At 41.2% G+C, this 17,685-nt stretch carries 14 protein-coding genes; 1 reads left to right on the top strand and 13 read right to left on the bottom strand.

What is annotated here, in order from left to right; translation table 11 throughout:
- Positions 1-2: 2 nt before the first annotated feature.
- The 7 genes from G511_RS23800 to G511_RS22230 all read right to left on the bottom strand — a co-directional run bounded on the left by G511_RS23800 (position 3) and on the right by G511_RS22230 (position 8,438).
- Positions 3-2,129 (bottom strand): glycosyltransferase family 4 protein, encoded by a 2,127-nt coding sequence (locus G511_RS23800; protein ID WP_051221746.1) that lies wholly within the window; start codon positions 2,127-2,129, stop codon positions 3-5.
- Between the two features lie 66 nt (positions 2,130-2,195).
- Positions 2,196-3,458, bottom strand: coding sequence for a UDP-N-acetyl-D-mannosamine dehydrogenase (gene wecC, locus G511_RS0108470; RefSeq protein WP_028469260.1), 1,263 nt, complete (start codon positions 3,456-3,458; stop codon positions 2,196-2,198).
- 161 nt (positions 3,459-3,619) lie between these two features.
- Complete coding sequence (locus G511_RS0108465) at positions 3,620-4,711, bottom strand: KpsE/RkpR family capsule polysaccharide export protein (protein WP_028469259.1); 1,092 nt, start codon at positions 4,709-4,711, stop codon at positions 3,620-3,622.
- 32 nt (positions 4,712-4,743) lie between these two features.
- Positions 4,744-5,388: an ABC transporter ATP-binding protein gene (locus tag G511_RS0108460; protein WP_245573868.1), complete on the bottom strand. Its 645-nt coding sequence runs from the start codon at positions 5,386-5,388 to the stop codon at positions 4,744-4,746.
- A gap of 65 nt (positions 5,389-5,453) precedes the next feature.
- Positions 5,454-6,164, bottom strand: coding sequence for an ABC transporter permease (locus G511_RS0108455; RefSeq protein WP_245573866.1), 711 nt, complete (start codon positions 6,162-6,164; stop codon positions 5,454-5,456).
- Between the two features lie 90 nt (positions 6,165-6,254).
- Positions 6,255-8,006, bottom strand: a complete 1,752-nt coding sequence (locus G511_RS0108450; protein ID WP_084629047.1) for a polysaccharide biosynthesis/export family protein — start codon at positions 8,004-8,006, stop codon at positions 6,255-6,257.
- 48 nt (positions 8,007-8,054) lie between these two features.
- Positions 8,055-8,438 (bottom strand): DVU3141 family protein, encoded by a 384-nt coding sequence (locus G511_RS22230; RefSeq protein ID WP_051221745.1) that lies wholly within the window; start codon positions 8,436-8,438, stop codon positions 8,055-8,057.
- A 273-nt stretch (positions 8,439-8,711) separates the two neighbouring features.
- Here G511_RS22230 and betI point away from each other — a divergent pair, with 273 nt between their 5' ends.
- A complete protein-coding gene (gene betI, locus G511_RS0108440) occupies positions 8,712-9,350 on the top strand; it encodes a transcriptional regulator BetI (RefSeq protein WP_028469255.1) in 639 nt (212 codons plus the stop codon).
- A 41-nt stretch (positions 9,351-9,391) separates the two neighbouring features.
- Here the strand turns inward: betI and choV are convergent, their stop codons facing one another.
- From choV to G511_RS0108410, 6 genes are all read right to left on the bottom strand, one after another.
- The gene (gene choV, locus G511_RS0108435) at positions 9,392-10,585 is read right to left on the bottom strand and encodes a choline ABC transporter ATP-binding protein (protein ID WP_028469254.1); all 1,194 of its coding nucleotides are present in this window, start codon (positions 10,583-10,585) and stop codon (positions 9,392-9,394) included.
- Between the two features lie 2 nt (positions 10,586-10,587).
- Positions 10,588-11,433: a choline ABC transporter permease subunit gene (gene choW, locus G511_RS0108430; RefSeq protein ID WP_028469253.1), complete on the bottom strand. Its 846-nt coding sequence runs from the start codon at positions 11,431-11,433 to the stop codon at positions 10,588-10,590.
- A 121-nt stretch (positions 11,434-11,554) separates the two neighbouring features.
- A complete protein-coding gene (locus G511_RS0108425) occupies positions 11,555-12,472 on the bottom strand; it encodes a choline ABC transporter substrate-binding protein (RefSeq protein ID WP_036551714.1) in 918 nt (305 codons plus the stop codon).
- Between the two features lie 137 nt (positions 12,473-12,609).
- Complete coding sequence (gene betA / locus G511_RS0108420; protein ID WP_036551685.1) at positions 12,610-14,307, bottom strand: choline dehydrogenase; 1,698 nt, start codon at positions 14,305-14,307, stop codon at positions 12,610-12,612.
- Positions 14,308-14,376: 69 nt separating this feature from the next.
- Entirely contained in the window at positions 14,377-15,834 is a 1,458-nt protein-coding gene (gene betB, locus G511_RS0108415; protein WP_028469250.1) for a betaine-aldehyde dehydrogenase, read from the bottom strand.
- Positions 15,835-16,477: 643 nt separating this feature from the next.
- On the bottom strand, positions 16,478-17,455 hold the full coding sequence (locus tag G511_RS0108410) for a TauD/TfdA family dioxygenase (protein ID WP_028469249.1): 978 nt from the start codon (positions 17,453-17,455) through the stop codon (positions 16,478-16,480).
- Positions 17,456-17,685 lie beyond the last annotated feature (230 nt).

Below are 17,685 nucleotides of genomic sequence, written 5' to 3'. Positions count from 1 at the left end.
GCTTATTGTAAACTTGCAAATAACTTTTCATATACTTCTGAAACTACTTGAGAAGAATTCTTCCAGTCTCGTTCCGAACAAACCCATTCACGACCAGCCAAACTTAAATTTCTCATTAAATTACGGTCTTCTAATAATAACTGTAAAGAGTCAGCTAAAGCTTCTACAGACCCTTTCTGAAAGACCAGACCATTTTTTCCATGCTCAACAATTTCTGTTAAGGCATCACAACTTGAAACTATGACGGCTTTCTCAGAAGCCATTGCTTCAAACGGCTTCAATGGCGATACTGCCTCACATACAAGATATGGCTTCCTGGGAAATGGGGCTATTTCAACCAGCGAATAATAACTCTGCACTAACTCATGAGCTACTCTTCCTGTAATGATAACATCATCGGTTAATAACAAGTCATGAATTAATGAACGTAAATAACCCAGCTCAGCACCATCACCCACTAATAAAAATTTGAAAGAGTTTACACCCCTACTTTTTAATTTTGCTAATGCATATAAAAGTGTATCAAGCCCTTCATAGTTGACTATAGACCCTATATAACCAATCACAGTATCATCTTTACTGATACCTAACTCGGAAGCCAACTTTAGATCAGGCTCAAGAGGTGAAAATTTATTAGAATGAACACAGTTAGGAACAATAGATATTTTATTCCCTTCCACTCCTCTATCTATCATTATTTTCTTTAGAGCATCGGTTATTGTAAATACAGCATCGGCACCACGACAAGCTTCAGCTTCCATTTTCGCGGTAAAAGCAAATTGTTCTGTTTTATCCCATTCCTTCTGCCTTGATAACCTTGTAATCTCCCATAAACCACGCACTTCATAGATAGAACGAATACCTAGCTGTTTTGCTGCAATATTGGCGGCTATGCCATTAGGGTAATTTGATGCGGCATGAATAATAGAAATTTTATGTTTTTTCGCCAAATTAATAATTTCTTTTGAGAAGAATTCAACATATTCTGAAAGCGTCAGACTCGACTTTCTTATTTTTTGATTACACCTAAAATAATAGATACCATCAATTAAGTCAGAGTCTGGTATTACGACTGGTAACTTAAAACTAATATGTTTTTTATGATCAGTGGGATACCCTGGCCTAGAGAGGCCATGAACCTTAAAATCGCTAACCTCGTCTATTCCTTTTAACAAGCCATGAGTTCTTGTTGCATATCCTCCCGAATTATATGGAAGACAGTTATGAAGTAGATACAGCACTTCTTTATTAGGTTCATATGCCAAGTTCATTTCAGTGGCAGCATATACAAAGCCTTCTTCCATTTTCTCAATTTCATCGCCTATTCGACGAGATAAACTTAGTTTAGGAGGAAAAACCATAACCTCCTCAATTTCGTCCAGAAACTGTTTTGTTTCAAACATTTTCCCAAGATGGGTTAACTGGGACCTAACAAGTTTCTGGATATCTGAATTTCTTGTGCTTCTCCAAGCGAGCCACCCCAGATAACATGCAACCTCTGGGCGTGTCGTCATATAATACTCAAAACTTTTGACCAAGATAAAACCTCTATCTTTATCCTTTAAGACAGGTTCTAACAAAGATGAGATAGTAGATATATTTATTGGACTACCAGAAACGACATTTTCATCAATAATAGAAACTAACTTAGTGAGTGCCCTTCTATGTTTTAACTCAATTTTCTCAATATATGCACCGGGCTTTAAAAAAGATTTAATGCCACTTTTAGAGATTATTTTTATCTTACATTGAACTGATAAATCAGGTACTGGAATAATAATATCATAAGGCTCCCCACCATCTGATCCTTGCAAATACTTGTAGTTACCGTACTTTGGGGATGGTTTAAAACCAATACTCTTCTCCCCCATAGATATAAAAGTTCCATTTTTGTCAAAAAAGGAAACCGACAATATAGCAGCTTTCTCTATAGCTACCCCCTCTACAAAAACAACCCCTACAATCCTATAAGACTCACCTTTTTGAAGCCGTTTAATATTAAAACTAAGATGTTTTAAAGATAAGTCACGTTGCTTAGTATTTAGTCTAAGTAAGCCAGTGCCTTTGCTGAGTTTATTATACTTCCAATATAATTTTTTTAATGCAGATTTGAATTTTTCAAAAAACATAATGCCACTTCAATTATAAATATTAAGTGCCCATATAAAATTTCATATGGGCTAAAAGCTTACAACCTACCAAATCCCTCTGGTATCTAGCACTTTAACATCACTATACATGCTTTTATCTAGATTTTTAAAACCTTTGTGATCAACGAGCAAGACCACTATATCTGATTCAGCAAGGGCAGGTACCAGTTCATACAACTCACATTTACCCTCTAAATCTTGAGGTAGCTTAGTGATATTTGGCTCTACTATAATGACTTTTCCTGCATGTTTTTCAATTATTTCCTTCGTTATCATTAAGGCTGGACTTTCTCTTAAATCATCTATATCAGGTTTAAAAGCAAGACCTAAACAAGCGATAACTATATCTTCAGTCTTCAATGCAGGGTTTTCAATTAGTTTGTTTTTAACTATTTCGTTTGCTTTCTCTACAACCCATTTTGGTTTTTTATCATTTATTTCACGTGCCATTCGTATGATATTGGCATCTTCAGGAGAAGAACTCACTATAAACCATGGATCTACAGCAATACAGTGGCCGCCAACCCCGCAACCAGGTTGTAGTATATCTACTCTCGGGTGTCTATTTGCTAACGCAATTAATTCCCAAACATTGACATCCTGTTTATCACAAATCATCGAAAGTTCATTTGCAAATGCGATATTCACATCTCGAAAACTATTCTCTGTCAGTTTACACATTTCTGCTGTTCTTGCATTAGTGACAATACACTCGCCATCTACAAATGTTTTATAAAGATCAACAGCAGCAGTAGAAGATTTTTTCGAAAGGCCACCTATTATCCTATCGTTCTCTATTAATTCCCTCATGACATGTCCAGGTAGGACTCTTTCGGGACAGTAGGCAATCAAAACATCTGAATTCTCATCACCACCTAAAGGAAACGTTAGATCAGGTCTAGCTTCTGCTAACCAAGCAGCCATTTTTTCTGTAGTACCAACTGGTGATGTTGATTCAAGTATAACTAAACAATCTTTTTTTAAAGCCGGCGCTATCGCTTTACTAGCAGCTTTAATATAACTAAGATCAGGTTCATGATCACCTTTGAAAGGAGTAGGCACAGCGATTAAGAATGCGTCAGATTCCGAAGGCTTAGTTGTAGCTTTTAAATACCCTTCGGTTACCGCGGCGTGTACAACCATATCTAATTCAGGTTCCACTATATGTATTTTACCGCTATTAATCGTATTAACTGCATGCTCATTAATATCCACGCCAATCACTTCTTTTTTTCGAGAAGCAAACATAGCAGCTGTGGGCAAACCAATATACCCAAGCCCCATAACAGTAATTAAATTAAACTCCACAACATTCACCTTTTCCATTTAATTAAAAATCACTAATTAAAAAATCAGACCATATAACAACGCATCTAAAAATTATTTCTTATCGCTTTCTCGTTTTTTCTTTGATAGTACAGACATTTCTATAAATCGAAGATCCTCTTCGACTCTACAAAAATAAATTATCAGTCATTATGATCTCTTATTATCATAAACAACATTTGAACAATAAAATAAAACAGTAACGTCACTAATATATACATAAAAGTATTATATAGACGCATTGGTTTTATAGGGTACTCAGGATACGTTGGTGTTTGCAAAACATATAACTGTTTAAGCTTTCTTACTGACTCTATCCTTGTGCTTTCTAAAGCGACAAGCGCGGCCCCATAAGTATCTCTGGAAAAATTAAATTTCAACTCTAAGTTTTGATATTCAGATGATATGAAATTAAGTGCATTTTCATTATTTTTTACAATTTTATTTTTCTCAAGGTTAATTTGCTCACTTAATGCAGATATCTTATTTTTAAGAAAAATAACTTCACTTGATTTAGAGCTTTGATAAGTCATTAAGGCTTTCAGCTCAGCTTCTAGATTCGATAACGCTGATTCAAGTCCTACAATTATTGTATTAATATTATTGATTGCGCCAATAGGTGAAACTAGCCCATGGATATTTTGATATGCAAGCAAATCTGATCTTGCATTCTCCATTTTTTTATTTAAACCAAAGACCTGCTTTTCAAGAAATGCTACCTGTTCTTCTGCCAATACCTGCCCCAAGCTGTTAATCTTATACTCGCCATTTTTTATTATAAAATTTGCTATTTCATAGGCATACTCAGGCTCAAATCCTTCTACTTCAATCCGTAAAACTTGAGAGTAGTCATCTAAATTCACAGATATTCTTTTTTTATAATACTCATGATCTTCTTCGATTGTTCCTATCTTATGCTTCAAACGACTAAAAAAATCTATATTTTTATTCGAGTAATGCTCTCTAAAGCCAAACTCTTCCTCAACTTTCCTCATCATATCAACAGATAAAATATACTCTTTGAGCATTAGCATATCGCTGCTTTTATTACTACTTCCAGAAAGCAACGACTGAAAACTCACAGATTCGCCAATACTCACACTAGGTGTTTCCAGTACAATATTTGCTTTAGATATATAAATATCACTCGCGATAAATGACCAATAAATAGCTACTAATAATGAGCTCAATACGCAAATTGATAAAATAAAATTCTTTTTAAATGTTTTTTTCATTTGTAACTCAAAAATTATACAAGGTTAGTTTATTATAACTTATTACGCCTAGCTGCTCGCCTGAGCTCTCTTCTTACTTCAATCGGCGGAATGCCCGAATAAACATTGTACTCATCTATAGCGGTATTAATATCGTCAAACCATATCGCCTGCCCTTCCTTCAGCCAAATCCCTGCACTACATAACTCTCTTAATATATCTTCGGCATGAGACACAATAATTATGCTTGATTCCCCAACTTTACTTTTGAATGTGTCTGACGCCTTTTTCCTGAAAGCTTGATCACCTACGGAAGTCGCTTCATCGGAAAGAAAAACATCGAAATCAAATGCTAACGACAACCCAAATGCTAACCGAGACTTCATTCCAGAGGAGTAGGTTTTAACAGGTTCATCAAACGACTCTCCTATCTCAGCAAAACTCTGAACTTTGCTAATCAAAGCTCCTATGTCATCACAACCATGCACCCTGGCAACAAATTTTACATTTTGACGCCCTGTCATCGAACCCTGAAAGCCGCCGGATAACCCAATAGGCCAAGATACTTTGCATTCACGTATTACTTCCCCTTTATCCGGAGAGTCCATGCCAGATATAATTCTTAACAAGGTTGACTTCCCAGCACCGTTACCGCCAATAAGACCGACACTGACATTACTTGGTATTGTGAAATTCACATCCTTTAAAACCCATTTACTACCATGATGGTTGTGATAGCGCTTAGATAAATTCTTAACTATTATCATTTTGCTTTAAGCTTCAGTTCAAATTTAATATGTAAAACCAATCCAATTAATAACAGCGACAAATTCCATAGTGATAAATATAAAACACTCACGTTTGGCAAAACTTTATAGGAATCGAAAAAAGCAGATCGTAACAACTCAATTCCATGCACGATTGGATTAAATAATAAATATTGTTGCAGCTCATAAGGCAAATAGTTTATTGGAAAGAGAACACCTGAAACCATTAAAAGAGGAAATGACATGATTTTTATAACTCGACCAATTTCCGGGACTAGAACTGAAACAACTGATCCTATCAGTCCAACACCCAAACCTAACACCCAAAGCAACAGCCAATAGCCAATAGCCATAATTGGTTCCTCTGGTATTAAACCAAAACCAATAACTCCTCCTAAAACAATAAAAATGATAAATACTACAGTTCTTATTAAGCTTTCTAAGCAAGACCTTACTAAAACAGTATCTATTGGTTTTACTTGCCTATAAGCAAATAGAGCTTTATTTGCCGTAATAGCGTTCAATAAACGCATCATATTCTCTCGAAACAAATAAAAGCCAAATAATCCAACAATAAACCAAGGAATGTACTCAGCGCCTGCTATATGTGTGTTTCTTCCTAATATAACAGTACGTATAACTATCATTATCAAGACCATAGCAGCTGGCTCAGCAAGTATCCAAAACCATGCCATTCTGTCTGACATTGTCCTAGCAAGAGCCTCGCGTAAAAAAAGTGCATGCCATACGCTGCATGTCACTTGCCATGTAGATCTACGCTGGTATGAACTGTTCATCTACAAATCTATCGCGACTTTAGCAGCAATCGCTAACTGGTAAATGATTTGCGTCAAGCTGGTTGCTAACTGTAAATTTTTGGTGGGTACCGCCGGCAATACCAAAATTTCATCACCGGCTTGCAAGTCCACATCGGCTGCTTTGCGAACTTCACCGTTGAGACGTACAACAAGAATGTTATTTCTGTCTGCATGCTGAGTAAAGCCACCCGAGCGCTCGATGTAATCCATTACGTCATTGCTGGCATGATAAACAGTTGCTTGAGGAACTAATACCTCGCCACTAATTAGCAGCGAGTCAGACATTTCTGGGATAGTAATTACATCGCCATCTTGTAAGCGAATATCAGCGACTGAGCCATCATTAGCAACCACCATACGTCCATTAGGCTCGATCAAGGCAGCACGTTTTACAAAGCTGGATATTAGTTCTGCTTCTTTTACACGGATAGAAGCCTCATCCGGGGTTGACGAAGGCGCACCCAAGTATGTTGTTTCTAGGCGGCGCAGGCTTTCTTCTAAAGAGGCTTTTTGCCTAGCGGCAACACTTAAACGCCGGAGAGATATACTACTAGTATCAGTGAGCGCCTTAGGTACTTGGATGTTATTCAATAATTGAGTCAATGTAGCATCGTTAGGTACGGCATAACGCGAAGGACCGTAATAACTACCCTCTACCTGTATAACAATCGTTTCATCCTGCTGATCTGCGCTAAACAGTACTTCATCGCCATTTTTTAAACGTGCTGTTTCAAAAGCAGCTAATGTGTAATATTTTGCTAAAAGCCCATCATTGCGAACACCACGAACCAATACATGGGTAATACCCGGTTTGGTTCTCGCGTATTGAAGTAAGCTCTTACCCGTATTTTCTTTGCGGGTTAACTCGTACTGCAGTTCTCGTTCAACATCGCCCGCCACTGTTACTGCTGCTTGTCGACGCCCTACAACAACCGTATCTCCATCGTGAAACTGCAATGTAGGCAGCTGCCCTTCTTTCATAAAGCGGTACAGGTCTGCTGTTTTAATGGTTTTCTTATTACGAATAACGCGGATAGAGCGAAAACTACCTAGCTGCGCATCAATTCCACCGGCCTGATCCAAAAAATACAGAACAGAGTCATTGGGTGTTCCTGCATAGCGGCCAGGGTTTTGAACTTCACCCGTAACAAACACCGCTACCGGCTGCACACCTTGCAAATTAGTGTACACATTTACGTTTTCAGGATAGATAGACTGTACCGAAGACTTAACTCGGCTATTCAAGCTCTTCTGGGAAGCGCCTTGTACTTTAACCGGGCCAACCGAAGGTATAAAAATATAACCTTGAGCATCAACCGGTAATACTCTTTCAACTTCAATAGCACCCCATAAACGTAGTGTTATCAAATCTCCAGGGGCAATTTTATAATCTGGATTAAGGCCGTCGGCCCGCACACCACGAAAGCCACCCGTAAAAAGGTGTTCGCCATAAGGCAGTACCGAATCACTTTCAGAATCGCGGCCCCTTCGATTATGGCCGTAAGTACCTGTTTTCCAATTAGTATTTGGAGTATCGACGACTACTGCAGAAATGGCAGCGGCTTGCTCTTCTGTATCCAGCCCGCCAGTGCCCGTATTGATCGAGATAGCCTGCGCAACATTAACAGGGGCTGTAGTGAGCAATAGCGTGGCTAATACACCACTTAAAAGATGGTGCTTTTTAAAAAGACGTGATGCGGAAACTTTTAAATACAACGCCGTTGAATGCATAATTTTTCACTTTTCTAATGACATTAAAACTGATCAAAGCCGATCAGATTACTGCGTAACGCCTGCCGTTAGGGCGCGTGATTTATACCAATCTTGATTGTTCTGCGTGCAGGCAAGCCCAGTACTACTAATAGCTTTTTCAACTATAAGCTGACGGCATTCAGCACCACTGGCAGAAAAATAAGGAGCTTGCGCAGAAAGGGTAATATTGTCACCCCAAGGCGAGCGCGCAAAGGCAGCGCTACTATCCGTTGCGGAATGACTAAGAAACTCCGCGATGTCTGCCGGAATTAGCAGGTGTTCTTGTGAGGTGGATAACGAGTACTCAGTTTTTTGTTGTGAAGATGTACAACCAACAGCAGATAATGCAGTTAATATAACTATCGTACTCAACATTGTACGACGTAGCTTACTTGATGTTATTAATCGCACGTTGCGACTCCCTATATATTCATTATCCTTAACGCGCGCTTATTCTAGTACATCGACCGTAAAAAAACACCCGCAGCGCAAGGTTATTACTCGGCTTATGATTATGCTTCGTGTGAAGGAAAGCAACCTATAATAGGGGCTAACATCACTACATATTTCAGTTTGCTTAAACGACCTACTTTCACTCTTTTATTGACTATCCAAGACATCGCACTTGACAGTAAACCATGTGAAAGGCAAATTCCCCTTCAAGATTAAGCGAGAAAAATGCTAATGCCTAAAGTTGGAATGCCAGAAATAAGAAAGCCACAGCTGATTAATGCCACAATGGAGGCAATCAACTCTGTTGGGTTACATAAAGCCAGTGTCGCGATGATTAGCAGTTATGCAGGGGTGTCTCCTGCGATTATTAACCATTACTTCGGCGGTAAAAACGGCTTACTCGAAGCAACAATGCGCTCAGTACTTCAGCAGCTTTCTCACGGCGTTAAAATCCGCTTACAAGAAGCCCCAAAAGATGATGTTGTGGGTCGAATTAAAGCAATTGTCGGCGGAAACTTTGACCCCCGACAGCTAGAGCCTAAAGTTGTTAAAACCTGGCTGGCGTTCTGGTCTTTAGCGATGCATGACCCGGCGCTCTATCGTTTACAACGCGTCAACGAAAAAAGGCTATTGTCGCACTTGATTCTCGAGTTAAAACAAGTGTTACCCGCCGATAGAGCCTTGATTGTAGCGCAAAGTATCGCCGCTCTTATTGATGGCATCTGGCTACGAGGCGCGCTAACACCTACAGGCATTGATAGCAATTTGGCGCAGCGCTTGATTATCGATTATTTAGAGCAGCAGCTTCCTGCAGAGGTTATTGCTAAACATCGATCTAACAACAACCAATCTAGCAACCACAAAATGTAAGAGCCAAGCTACACCAGGCTCTTACAAAGTACTCTAATGCTTCAGGCCTCATCAACCGTGAAGTGCCTCCCTAACAACGCATGGTAAAAATCTTTATCTGACAACATACCCACCAAGCGCCCGTTTTCTTCAAGGAGTAATGGCAAGCCTGTTTTATAGCGGATTTCAATTGCAGAGCGCATTGAAACATCCGGTGACGCCATCACTAGCAATCCCTCTGCTAGCTGTTCTATATTCTCACCTTCATGCCAATGATGTAGCGTCAGGGGTAACTCTTGACGAGAAGCGCTGGCCACTTTCCCTTCGTTATCAAGACTAATAAACGTGTTGTCGTGTTGGTTCAGCACCCACTGATCACCCGAGACCTCTAGATCACTACTATCCGACATCAAAGAGCGACCACACAGCACATTCAAAGGATTAGTATGAGCCACAAAGTCAGCAACATAAGGTGTTTTTGGATTCAGAACTATCTCTTCTGGTTTACCGTGTTGAATAATTTTGGCTGATTCCATAATCGCTATATGAGTACCGATTTTAAGCGCCTCATCTAAATCGTGACTAACGAACAAAATGGTTTTATTCAAACGCTGCTGCAGTTCAATTAGCTCATCTTGAAGCTGACTACGAATTAACGGATCGAGCGCCGAAAAAGGCTCATCCATCAGCAATATATCGCTATCCATCGCAAACGCACGTGCAAGACCTACACGCTGCCTCATACCTCCAGACAATTCGTGCGGGAGCTTATCCTTCCATTCAGATAAGCCCACCATCTCTAGCTTCTCCATCGCTTTGGCACGGCGCTCTTGCTTACCCATGCCTTTCATATCTAAGCCAAAAGCAACATTATCTACCACGCTCATCCACGGCATTAAAGCAAAATTCTGGAAGACCATCGATACTTTACTGGTGCGCATATGTCGCAACTTGTCGGCATCGCAAGTGGCAATATCCACCATTTGATCGCCATCTTGCACCAACAGCTCTCCTCGGCTCACTGAGTTTAAACCATTCACCGCACGTAAAAGGCTGGACTTACCAGAGCCAGACAATCCCATTAATACACAAATTTCACCTTCTTGAACTTCAATACACGCATTATCCACACCCACAACATCGCCGGTAGTATCAATGATTTCTTGTCGAGTACTGCCCTTATCAAGCAACGCCAAGCTTTGCTTAATAGAATCGCCAAATACGACATCTACATTACGAATACTAATTGCTGCCATGATTAACCTTCCTCTTTAGCGCCGGGCGCTTTGCAGATGCGATCAAGAATAATAGCCACCAGCACGATAGCCAGACCTGCCTCAAAGCCTTGAGAAATATTGACCGTATTCAATGCGCGAATTACTGGTTTTCCTAAACCATCAGCGCCCACAAGTGCAGCGATTACCACCATAGAAAGAGATAACATAATACACTGGGTCACACCCGCCATAATATTTGGCATCGCAGCAGGCAACTCAACTTTATAAAGCAACTTGAATGGTGTCGCTCCAAATGCCTTGCCGGCCTCAATTAAATCGTCAGGGACACGGCTAATACCGAGATAGGTCAAGCGAATGGGAGCAGCGACCGCAAATATGATGGTTGATATCAAACCAGGAACAACACCCAGACCAAACAAAACGAGGGTCGGGATAAGATACACAAATGTAGGTATAGTCTGCATTAAATCAAGAATCGGCCGCAAAATAGTGTAAACCCAAGGCTTGTGGGCTGCCACGATTCCAATTGGGATACCCATAGCAACCGACAGTGTTGTAGCCGCTAATACGAGTACAAAAGTCTCCAGCATTTCCTGCCAATAACCAAGATTAAGAATCAATAACAAAGCGGCGACTACAAAAATGACTAGTGGAATACTGCGATGCAACCACCAAGCAATCGCGGCGGTCATAGCCATAGGTACAAAGGGAGGAAACCACTGGAATATCTCTACCATAGAGATAATCATCCACTCCAAAGAAACTGAAACAGCATCAAAGAAACCCGCTGCATTGAAAGTCAGCCAGTCAACAAACGCTTCCATCCAGCTCCCTAGAGGAAGTTTGTTTTCAGTAATCCAATTCATGATTTTGCCTTTTTATATATAAACGATGTCATCACCACAGATGAGGTGAAGCACTACTTCATAAATACAGAGGAAATCTGTTGCCAAGGCATTAGGCACTCGACAACAGACAAATACAAAATCAGAGATCTAAGTGTTTACGCACAGCAGCCGACGCATCGCCACCCTTTTTGGTTGTTACACCCTCTAACCAGCTATTAAGTACTTCAGGATTAGACTTCAACCAAGCGAGTGCAGCCGCTTGAGGTTTTTTACCATCATCAAGAATGGCACCCATCACTTCGTTTTCCATTTCGAGTGTGAAAGATAGGTTTTGCAACAAGCGGCCTACATTTGGGCAATCCTGGCTATAATTTTGGCGCACATTGGTATAAACACTGGCCCCACCATAGTTAGGACCAAAGAAGTCATCACCGCCCTGCAAATATTCCATTTCGATGTTGGCATTCATTGGATGAGGCGCCCAACCTAAAAAGGCAATCCACTGCTCACGCTTAGCTAAACGTGAAACCTGTGAAATCATTCCCGCCTCACTCGATTCAACTAGCTTAAAACCCTTCAGGCCAAAAGCATCTTGATCAATCATATCTTGCATCAAGCGGTTGCCATCATTACCAGGCTCGATCCCGTAAAGACGACCTTTGAACTTATCTTTGAATTTAGCAATATCAGCAAAGCTCTTTACGCCCGCGTCATACACATACTTAGGCACAGCCAATGTGTATTTAGCCCCTACAAGATTGGCGCGCACGGTTTCAACAGTACCGGCTTCACGGTATTTAGCTATATCCGCTTCCATCGTAGGCATCCAGTTACCCAGAAACACATCGATATCTGCGTTAGCGAGAGAGGTATAAGTCACCGGCACAGACAACAGCTGAGTCGTTGATTTATAACCCAGCGCTTCAACCACTTCACTGGTGACTGCCGTCGTCGCTGTAATATCAGTCCAACCCACGTCGGAGAAACGTACCGTGTCACATTGGCCAGCAAACACCATAGATGCGGACAAGCCCATCGCTACGGTTACGCCACGCATTAAATTATGTTTACGGTTAATTCTATTCTTACGAGTTGTCATGATTATTTACCTTATTTTAGTTTTTGATTCTCTTACGATAAGTTTTACTTTTATAACAATTAATCAAGCGCCTAGTAACTAAGTACTAGGGCTGCTTATTTCACCTCACGTTTAGGGCTACCTAAACGCTGACTCTGCTGCCAGTCCGGATCAATCCAAACATCAACATTTTCATTAGATAAAGCCTCTTTACCCAAAATCATATCTGCGGCTTTCTCTGCCACCATGATAGTGGGAGCATTCAAGTTTCCGTTGGGGATAGTCGGGAAAATTGAAGAATCTACAACACGTAGTGATTCGATCCCTCTTACTCGACACTGTGTATCTAGCACTGCCATAACATCATCATCAGCACCTATTTTGCAGGTACATGAAGGGTGATAGGCGCTCTCAACATTCTCTCGCACCCAACGATCTACTGCTTTATCGCTCGTTACCTGCTCTCCCGGCTGAATTTCATCACCACGGAAAGGATCCAAAGCGGGTTGTTTTAAAATCTCACGCGTCAAGCGAATACAGTCTCGCCAGTCTTGTTTGTCCTGGGCGGTACTGATGTAGTTAAACAAAATACTCGGCTTCGCTTTCGGATCGGCTGATTTAATCCATACTCGGCCACGACTCTGCGGTTTGTTAGGCCCTACGTGCACTTGAAACCCATGCCCATCGATAGCCTTTCCACCGTCATAACGCATAGCAGCCGGTAAAAAATGATATTGAATATTGGGCCACTTCAAACCTTCACGAGAGCGAATAAAGCCACAAGATTCAAAATGATTTGTCGCCCCTAAACCGTCTTTCAACAACATCCAGCGCGCACCTATAATACCCTTGCTCACTAAATTAAGTTTTCCATTCAACGTAATGGGCTGCTTACAGTGGTATTGGAAGTAAACCTCCAAATGATCTTGTAAGTTCTCACCAACACCCGGCAAGTCATGTACGAGTTCAACACCAGCTTCTTTCAATACTTTTGTAGGACCAATGCCTGATAGCTGTAGCAAATGCGGAGAACCAACAGATCCCGCCGCTAACACAACTTCTTTATTGGCAGTCGCATTTATTACACTGCCATTTTTTTCATATTCAATACCAACAGCACGCTTACCCTCCATAATGACTTTGCGAGTCAGGACGCCACTGATAAGCGTCAGGTTAGAGCGCTTCATCGCTTCACGTAGGTAAGCATTCGACGTAGATGCTCGCACACCTGCCTTGACTGTCATATGCATTGCACCAAAACCTTCTTGGCGATAACCGTTGTAATCATCTGTCGTTGGGTAGCCCGCATCTTCACCTGCATCAATAAATGCCTGATAAAGAGGGTTCAGTCTCATGTCGTTACCATTACAAGTAAACAAAGGGCCACTACCGCCCCGATAGTCATCTCCTCCCTGAACCCATGTTTCTGCTTTCTTGAAGTAAGGCAAACACTCCTGATACCCCCACCCAACGGCACCTTTTTCGCTCCATTCATCAAAATCGCACGCATGTCCACGGACATAGACCATGCCATTTATCGACGAACCACCACCCAACACTTTTCCACGCGGGCAGTGCATAGAGCGACCATCCAAATAAGGCTCTCCTTCGGTATGAAACTGCCACGCATATTTAGGCGTATTCATTGGATAAGACAGCGCCGTCGGCATCTGAATAAAGATACTCTTATCCGAACCCCCTGCCTCCAACAACAGCACATTGTACTGTCCATCTTCCGTCAGGCGGTTAGCCAGCACGCAACCAGCCGAGCCTGCGCCAACAATGATGTAGTCATATTGTGTATCAGTGGTCATACTAATTCTCATCCCTCAGGTCGCAGCTTAGACACGCGTTTGTACTGGCTTACCACTATTTTTAATAGCTTAGGTATAAGGGCAATCAACATCACCCAACTCAACATAAACGCTTTTAATCTGCGTATAGTGGTTAAGTGTTTCAATACCATTTTCACGACCAATACCGGACTGTTTATAACCTCCCACAGGCATTTCTGCAGGCGATGCACCCCAGGTGTTAATCCAGCAGATACCCGCCTGAAGACGCGCAATAACACGATGCGCTCGAGAAAAGTTGGTTGAGAAAACACCCGCTGCTAAGCCATACTCTGTATCATTAGCACGCCGAATAACCTCTTCCTCATCACTGAAACGCAGAATCGACATAACAGGCCCGAATATTTCATCTTTAACGTTAGGCATATCATCGGTGCAGTCCGCAAACACGGTAGGCTTAACGAAGTAACCTTTAGCTAGGTCTCCATCGACAACACGCTCACCACCGCAAGCTAAGCGCGCGCCCGCCGCTTTTGTAGCATCGATAAAACCGAGCACTTTATGCATATGTTCTTCAGAAATCAGTGCCCCAACTTGCGTGTTCAGGTCTGTAGGGTCTCCAATGACCATACGCTCAGTTCGCTCAACTACTTTACTGACAAATTCGTCATAAATACTGTCGTGTACAAACACGCGCGTACCATTCGTACAGACTTCACCTTGCGTATAAAAATTGGCCAGTAATGCACCTGATACGGCGTTATCAAGATCGGCATCGCCAAATACGAGCAAAGGCGATTTCCCACCTAATTCCATAGTGACATCTTTTAACGAGCCAGCCGCATCAGCCATGACTTTTTTGCCTGTACCGCATTCGCCTGTAAATGAAACCTTGGCTATTTGGGGGTGACGCGAAAGCGCTTGCCCAACACGGTAGTCACCTTGCACAACGTTGAACACACCATCAGGCAGGCCTGCTTCAGTGAAGATCTCTGCTAGCTTTAAAGCACTCAGCGGTGTTTCTTCAGAAGGCTTAAAGATCATGCAGTTGCCCGCAGCCAATGCAGGCCCAGATTTCCACATAGCAATTTGAATGGGGTAATTCCACGCACCTATACCGGCACAAATACCCAAAGGCTCACGGCGACTGTAGTAAAAATTATTACCGCCTAAATCCTGTTGCTGCCCATGTATAGTGGCAGCGAGCCCCGCATAATATTCGATAACGTCAGCGCCGGAGGCAATATCAACACAGTTAGCTTCCTGTAAAGGCTTGCCTGTATCTAACACCTCTAACATAGCAAGTTCATCATTACGCTCGCGTAAAATGGCCACAGCACGCATCAAAATGCGCCCTCGCTCAGCACCACTCATCGCAGACCAGACGAGAAAACCTGCCTGCGCTGCTTCTACCGCCTTATCGACGTCAGCCAGCGACGCTTGATGAACGTTAGCCAATACTTCTCCTGTCGCAGGGTTACGAGTAATAAAGCTTTCACCCGATGTGGCATCTTGATATTGACCATTTATATAAAGAGTGTGTTGCATCTAACTATATCCTGCTAATTTCGTTTCATGGCGGCTCGGAGGCAAGCAGCATTATCGAATATAGATCTTACTTTTGACCTCAGATAACGCGTTTTACTGACACTCGCCGCTCTACATAAAAGTTATTATACGCTGTTATCAAATTTTTTATTAACTGAACGTTTAATTAAAAATAACTTTGACTAAATTTTATGCAGATGTCAAAAAAACGCCAATGCCGCAAACAATAAAGTAATGAGAAATAACTGAGAATTTAAAATTAACGAATGCGTTACTTTAAGTACATTTAGGGACATAAAGAGAGGTAATAGAAGATTTTTTAGTGACTTAAGATAGAAAACCCTGATATATCAGGTCGCTTTGCGTTAAGTTTTTCACTGTGTATAGAGAAAATTCTGGCGAGAATAGAGAATTATTTGTCGCTTTACGTTGACTATTGGCATGAGAAACGAGCAATTTCATTCATTACCAATGATAAATAGGCAGCTATAGAAATACAGATAGAGAACATACGCCCTCTATCCTGGGTTAAGGGAAATCAAATGATCCGACAACTATCCTGATACAGAGAGCCGGCTCCAAAATTAATTCCTCCATACTGAGCGTTAGAATCCGCGGCATTTTTTAGTATTTGAATATTAGATTACGCTTCACGCCTCGTAATACCGTTTCGTCCAGGAAAGTCAGGCGCTAATTCTCTGGCGTTAGGCATCTTCAGCCACAACCTATACAGATGCCTTCTACGCTCTAATTCGTCGTAATCTTCAAAACTAGTGCGAGAATGAAAAATTGTATAATTATTTGCGAATTGGATATCGCCTGGTTCCATCATCATATCTATACGAATATCTGGATCATTTAAAGTTGCATCAATAAGGTCTAAAGCTTCAACTTCTACATTCGATAAGGGAGCACCGGCGTTGTTTTGTGCAATTTCTATATATTGACGTAAATATCGAGCGCTTAACTTACCCTTATGGTAACTAAAGATTGGCGTAAAGCCTGGATCTCCGTCATCAAGATGCTCCAATTGGTATAGACGATGGAGAAGACCAATATACTCTGGGTTTTTTTCCAAAATTTCGTTGTAAAGCGTCATCGCACTTGAAAGACTACTCATACCTCCTGATTTTGCTTTACGAAGACAAAGCAAACCAACAACATCTGATAAATCGGCATGATAAGGAAGATACTCATTCGTTTCATACACACGAACACTTTTCGGATCTATTGCCCCAATATTTTTAACATGCCCTAACATATCGCCTTTTAAATTTTGTGGGACAGGCGTGCCCATGTGAAGGCCAAGACCATAGTAAATAGTGGCTGCTTCATCATCCGTATACCGCTCAATGGGCAAGCCCCGAATTAATATAAAACCCTTGCCATTTTCTAACTCTTCATTGAAGCAAGCGACCTCTTCGGATAGTTCAGAAATCGGAAAATCTTCTTTAGTGAAGTCGGGTACTTGCAAGCCTTTTTGTTTAACATTTTCCAAGGCCTTTTCCAAAACACTAATGGATTCATCGGACCAATGATAAATCCACGAATCGTCATCTTTTAAGTCCTTACCTTTCCATGCTGATGGATCTGTAATTTTTTCTTTATGAATAACGCTCATTACCTATTCCTCTAAAAACCAGGCTGCTAATTCTTGATACGACCCCACAAAGCAATGAGCCCCACCCAACCTGATAACCCAAACATTAATAGAATTTAGCAACATTTAACCCACATTTAATGGATTATAAGACAAATTATCGAAAAACTATTTTTAAGAATTTCGCTCTTTTTTTAGAATAAACATAAAAAAACAGATATAACAACAATTATTTTGTGGTTTTTATGGTG

Source organism: Neptunomonas japonica DSM 18939 (genome assembly GCF_000422765.1).
In the GTDB taxonomy this organism is placed as follows: domain Bacteria; phylum Pseudomonadota; class Gammaproteobacteria; order Pseudomonadales; family Balneatricaceae; genus Neptunomonas; species Neptunomonas japonica.
The sequence above is the reverse complement of the archived record's forward strand: the minus strand, read 5'-3'. Positions and strand labels throughout refer to the sequence as shown.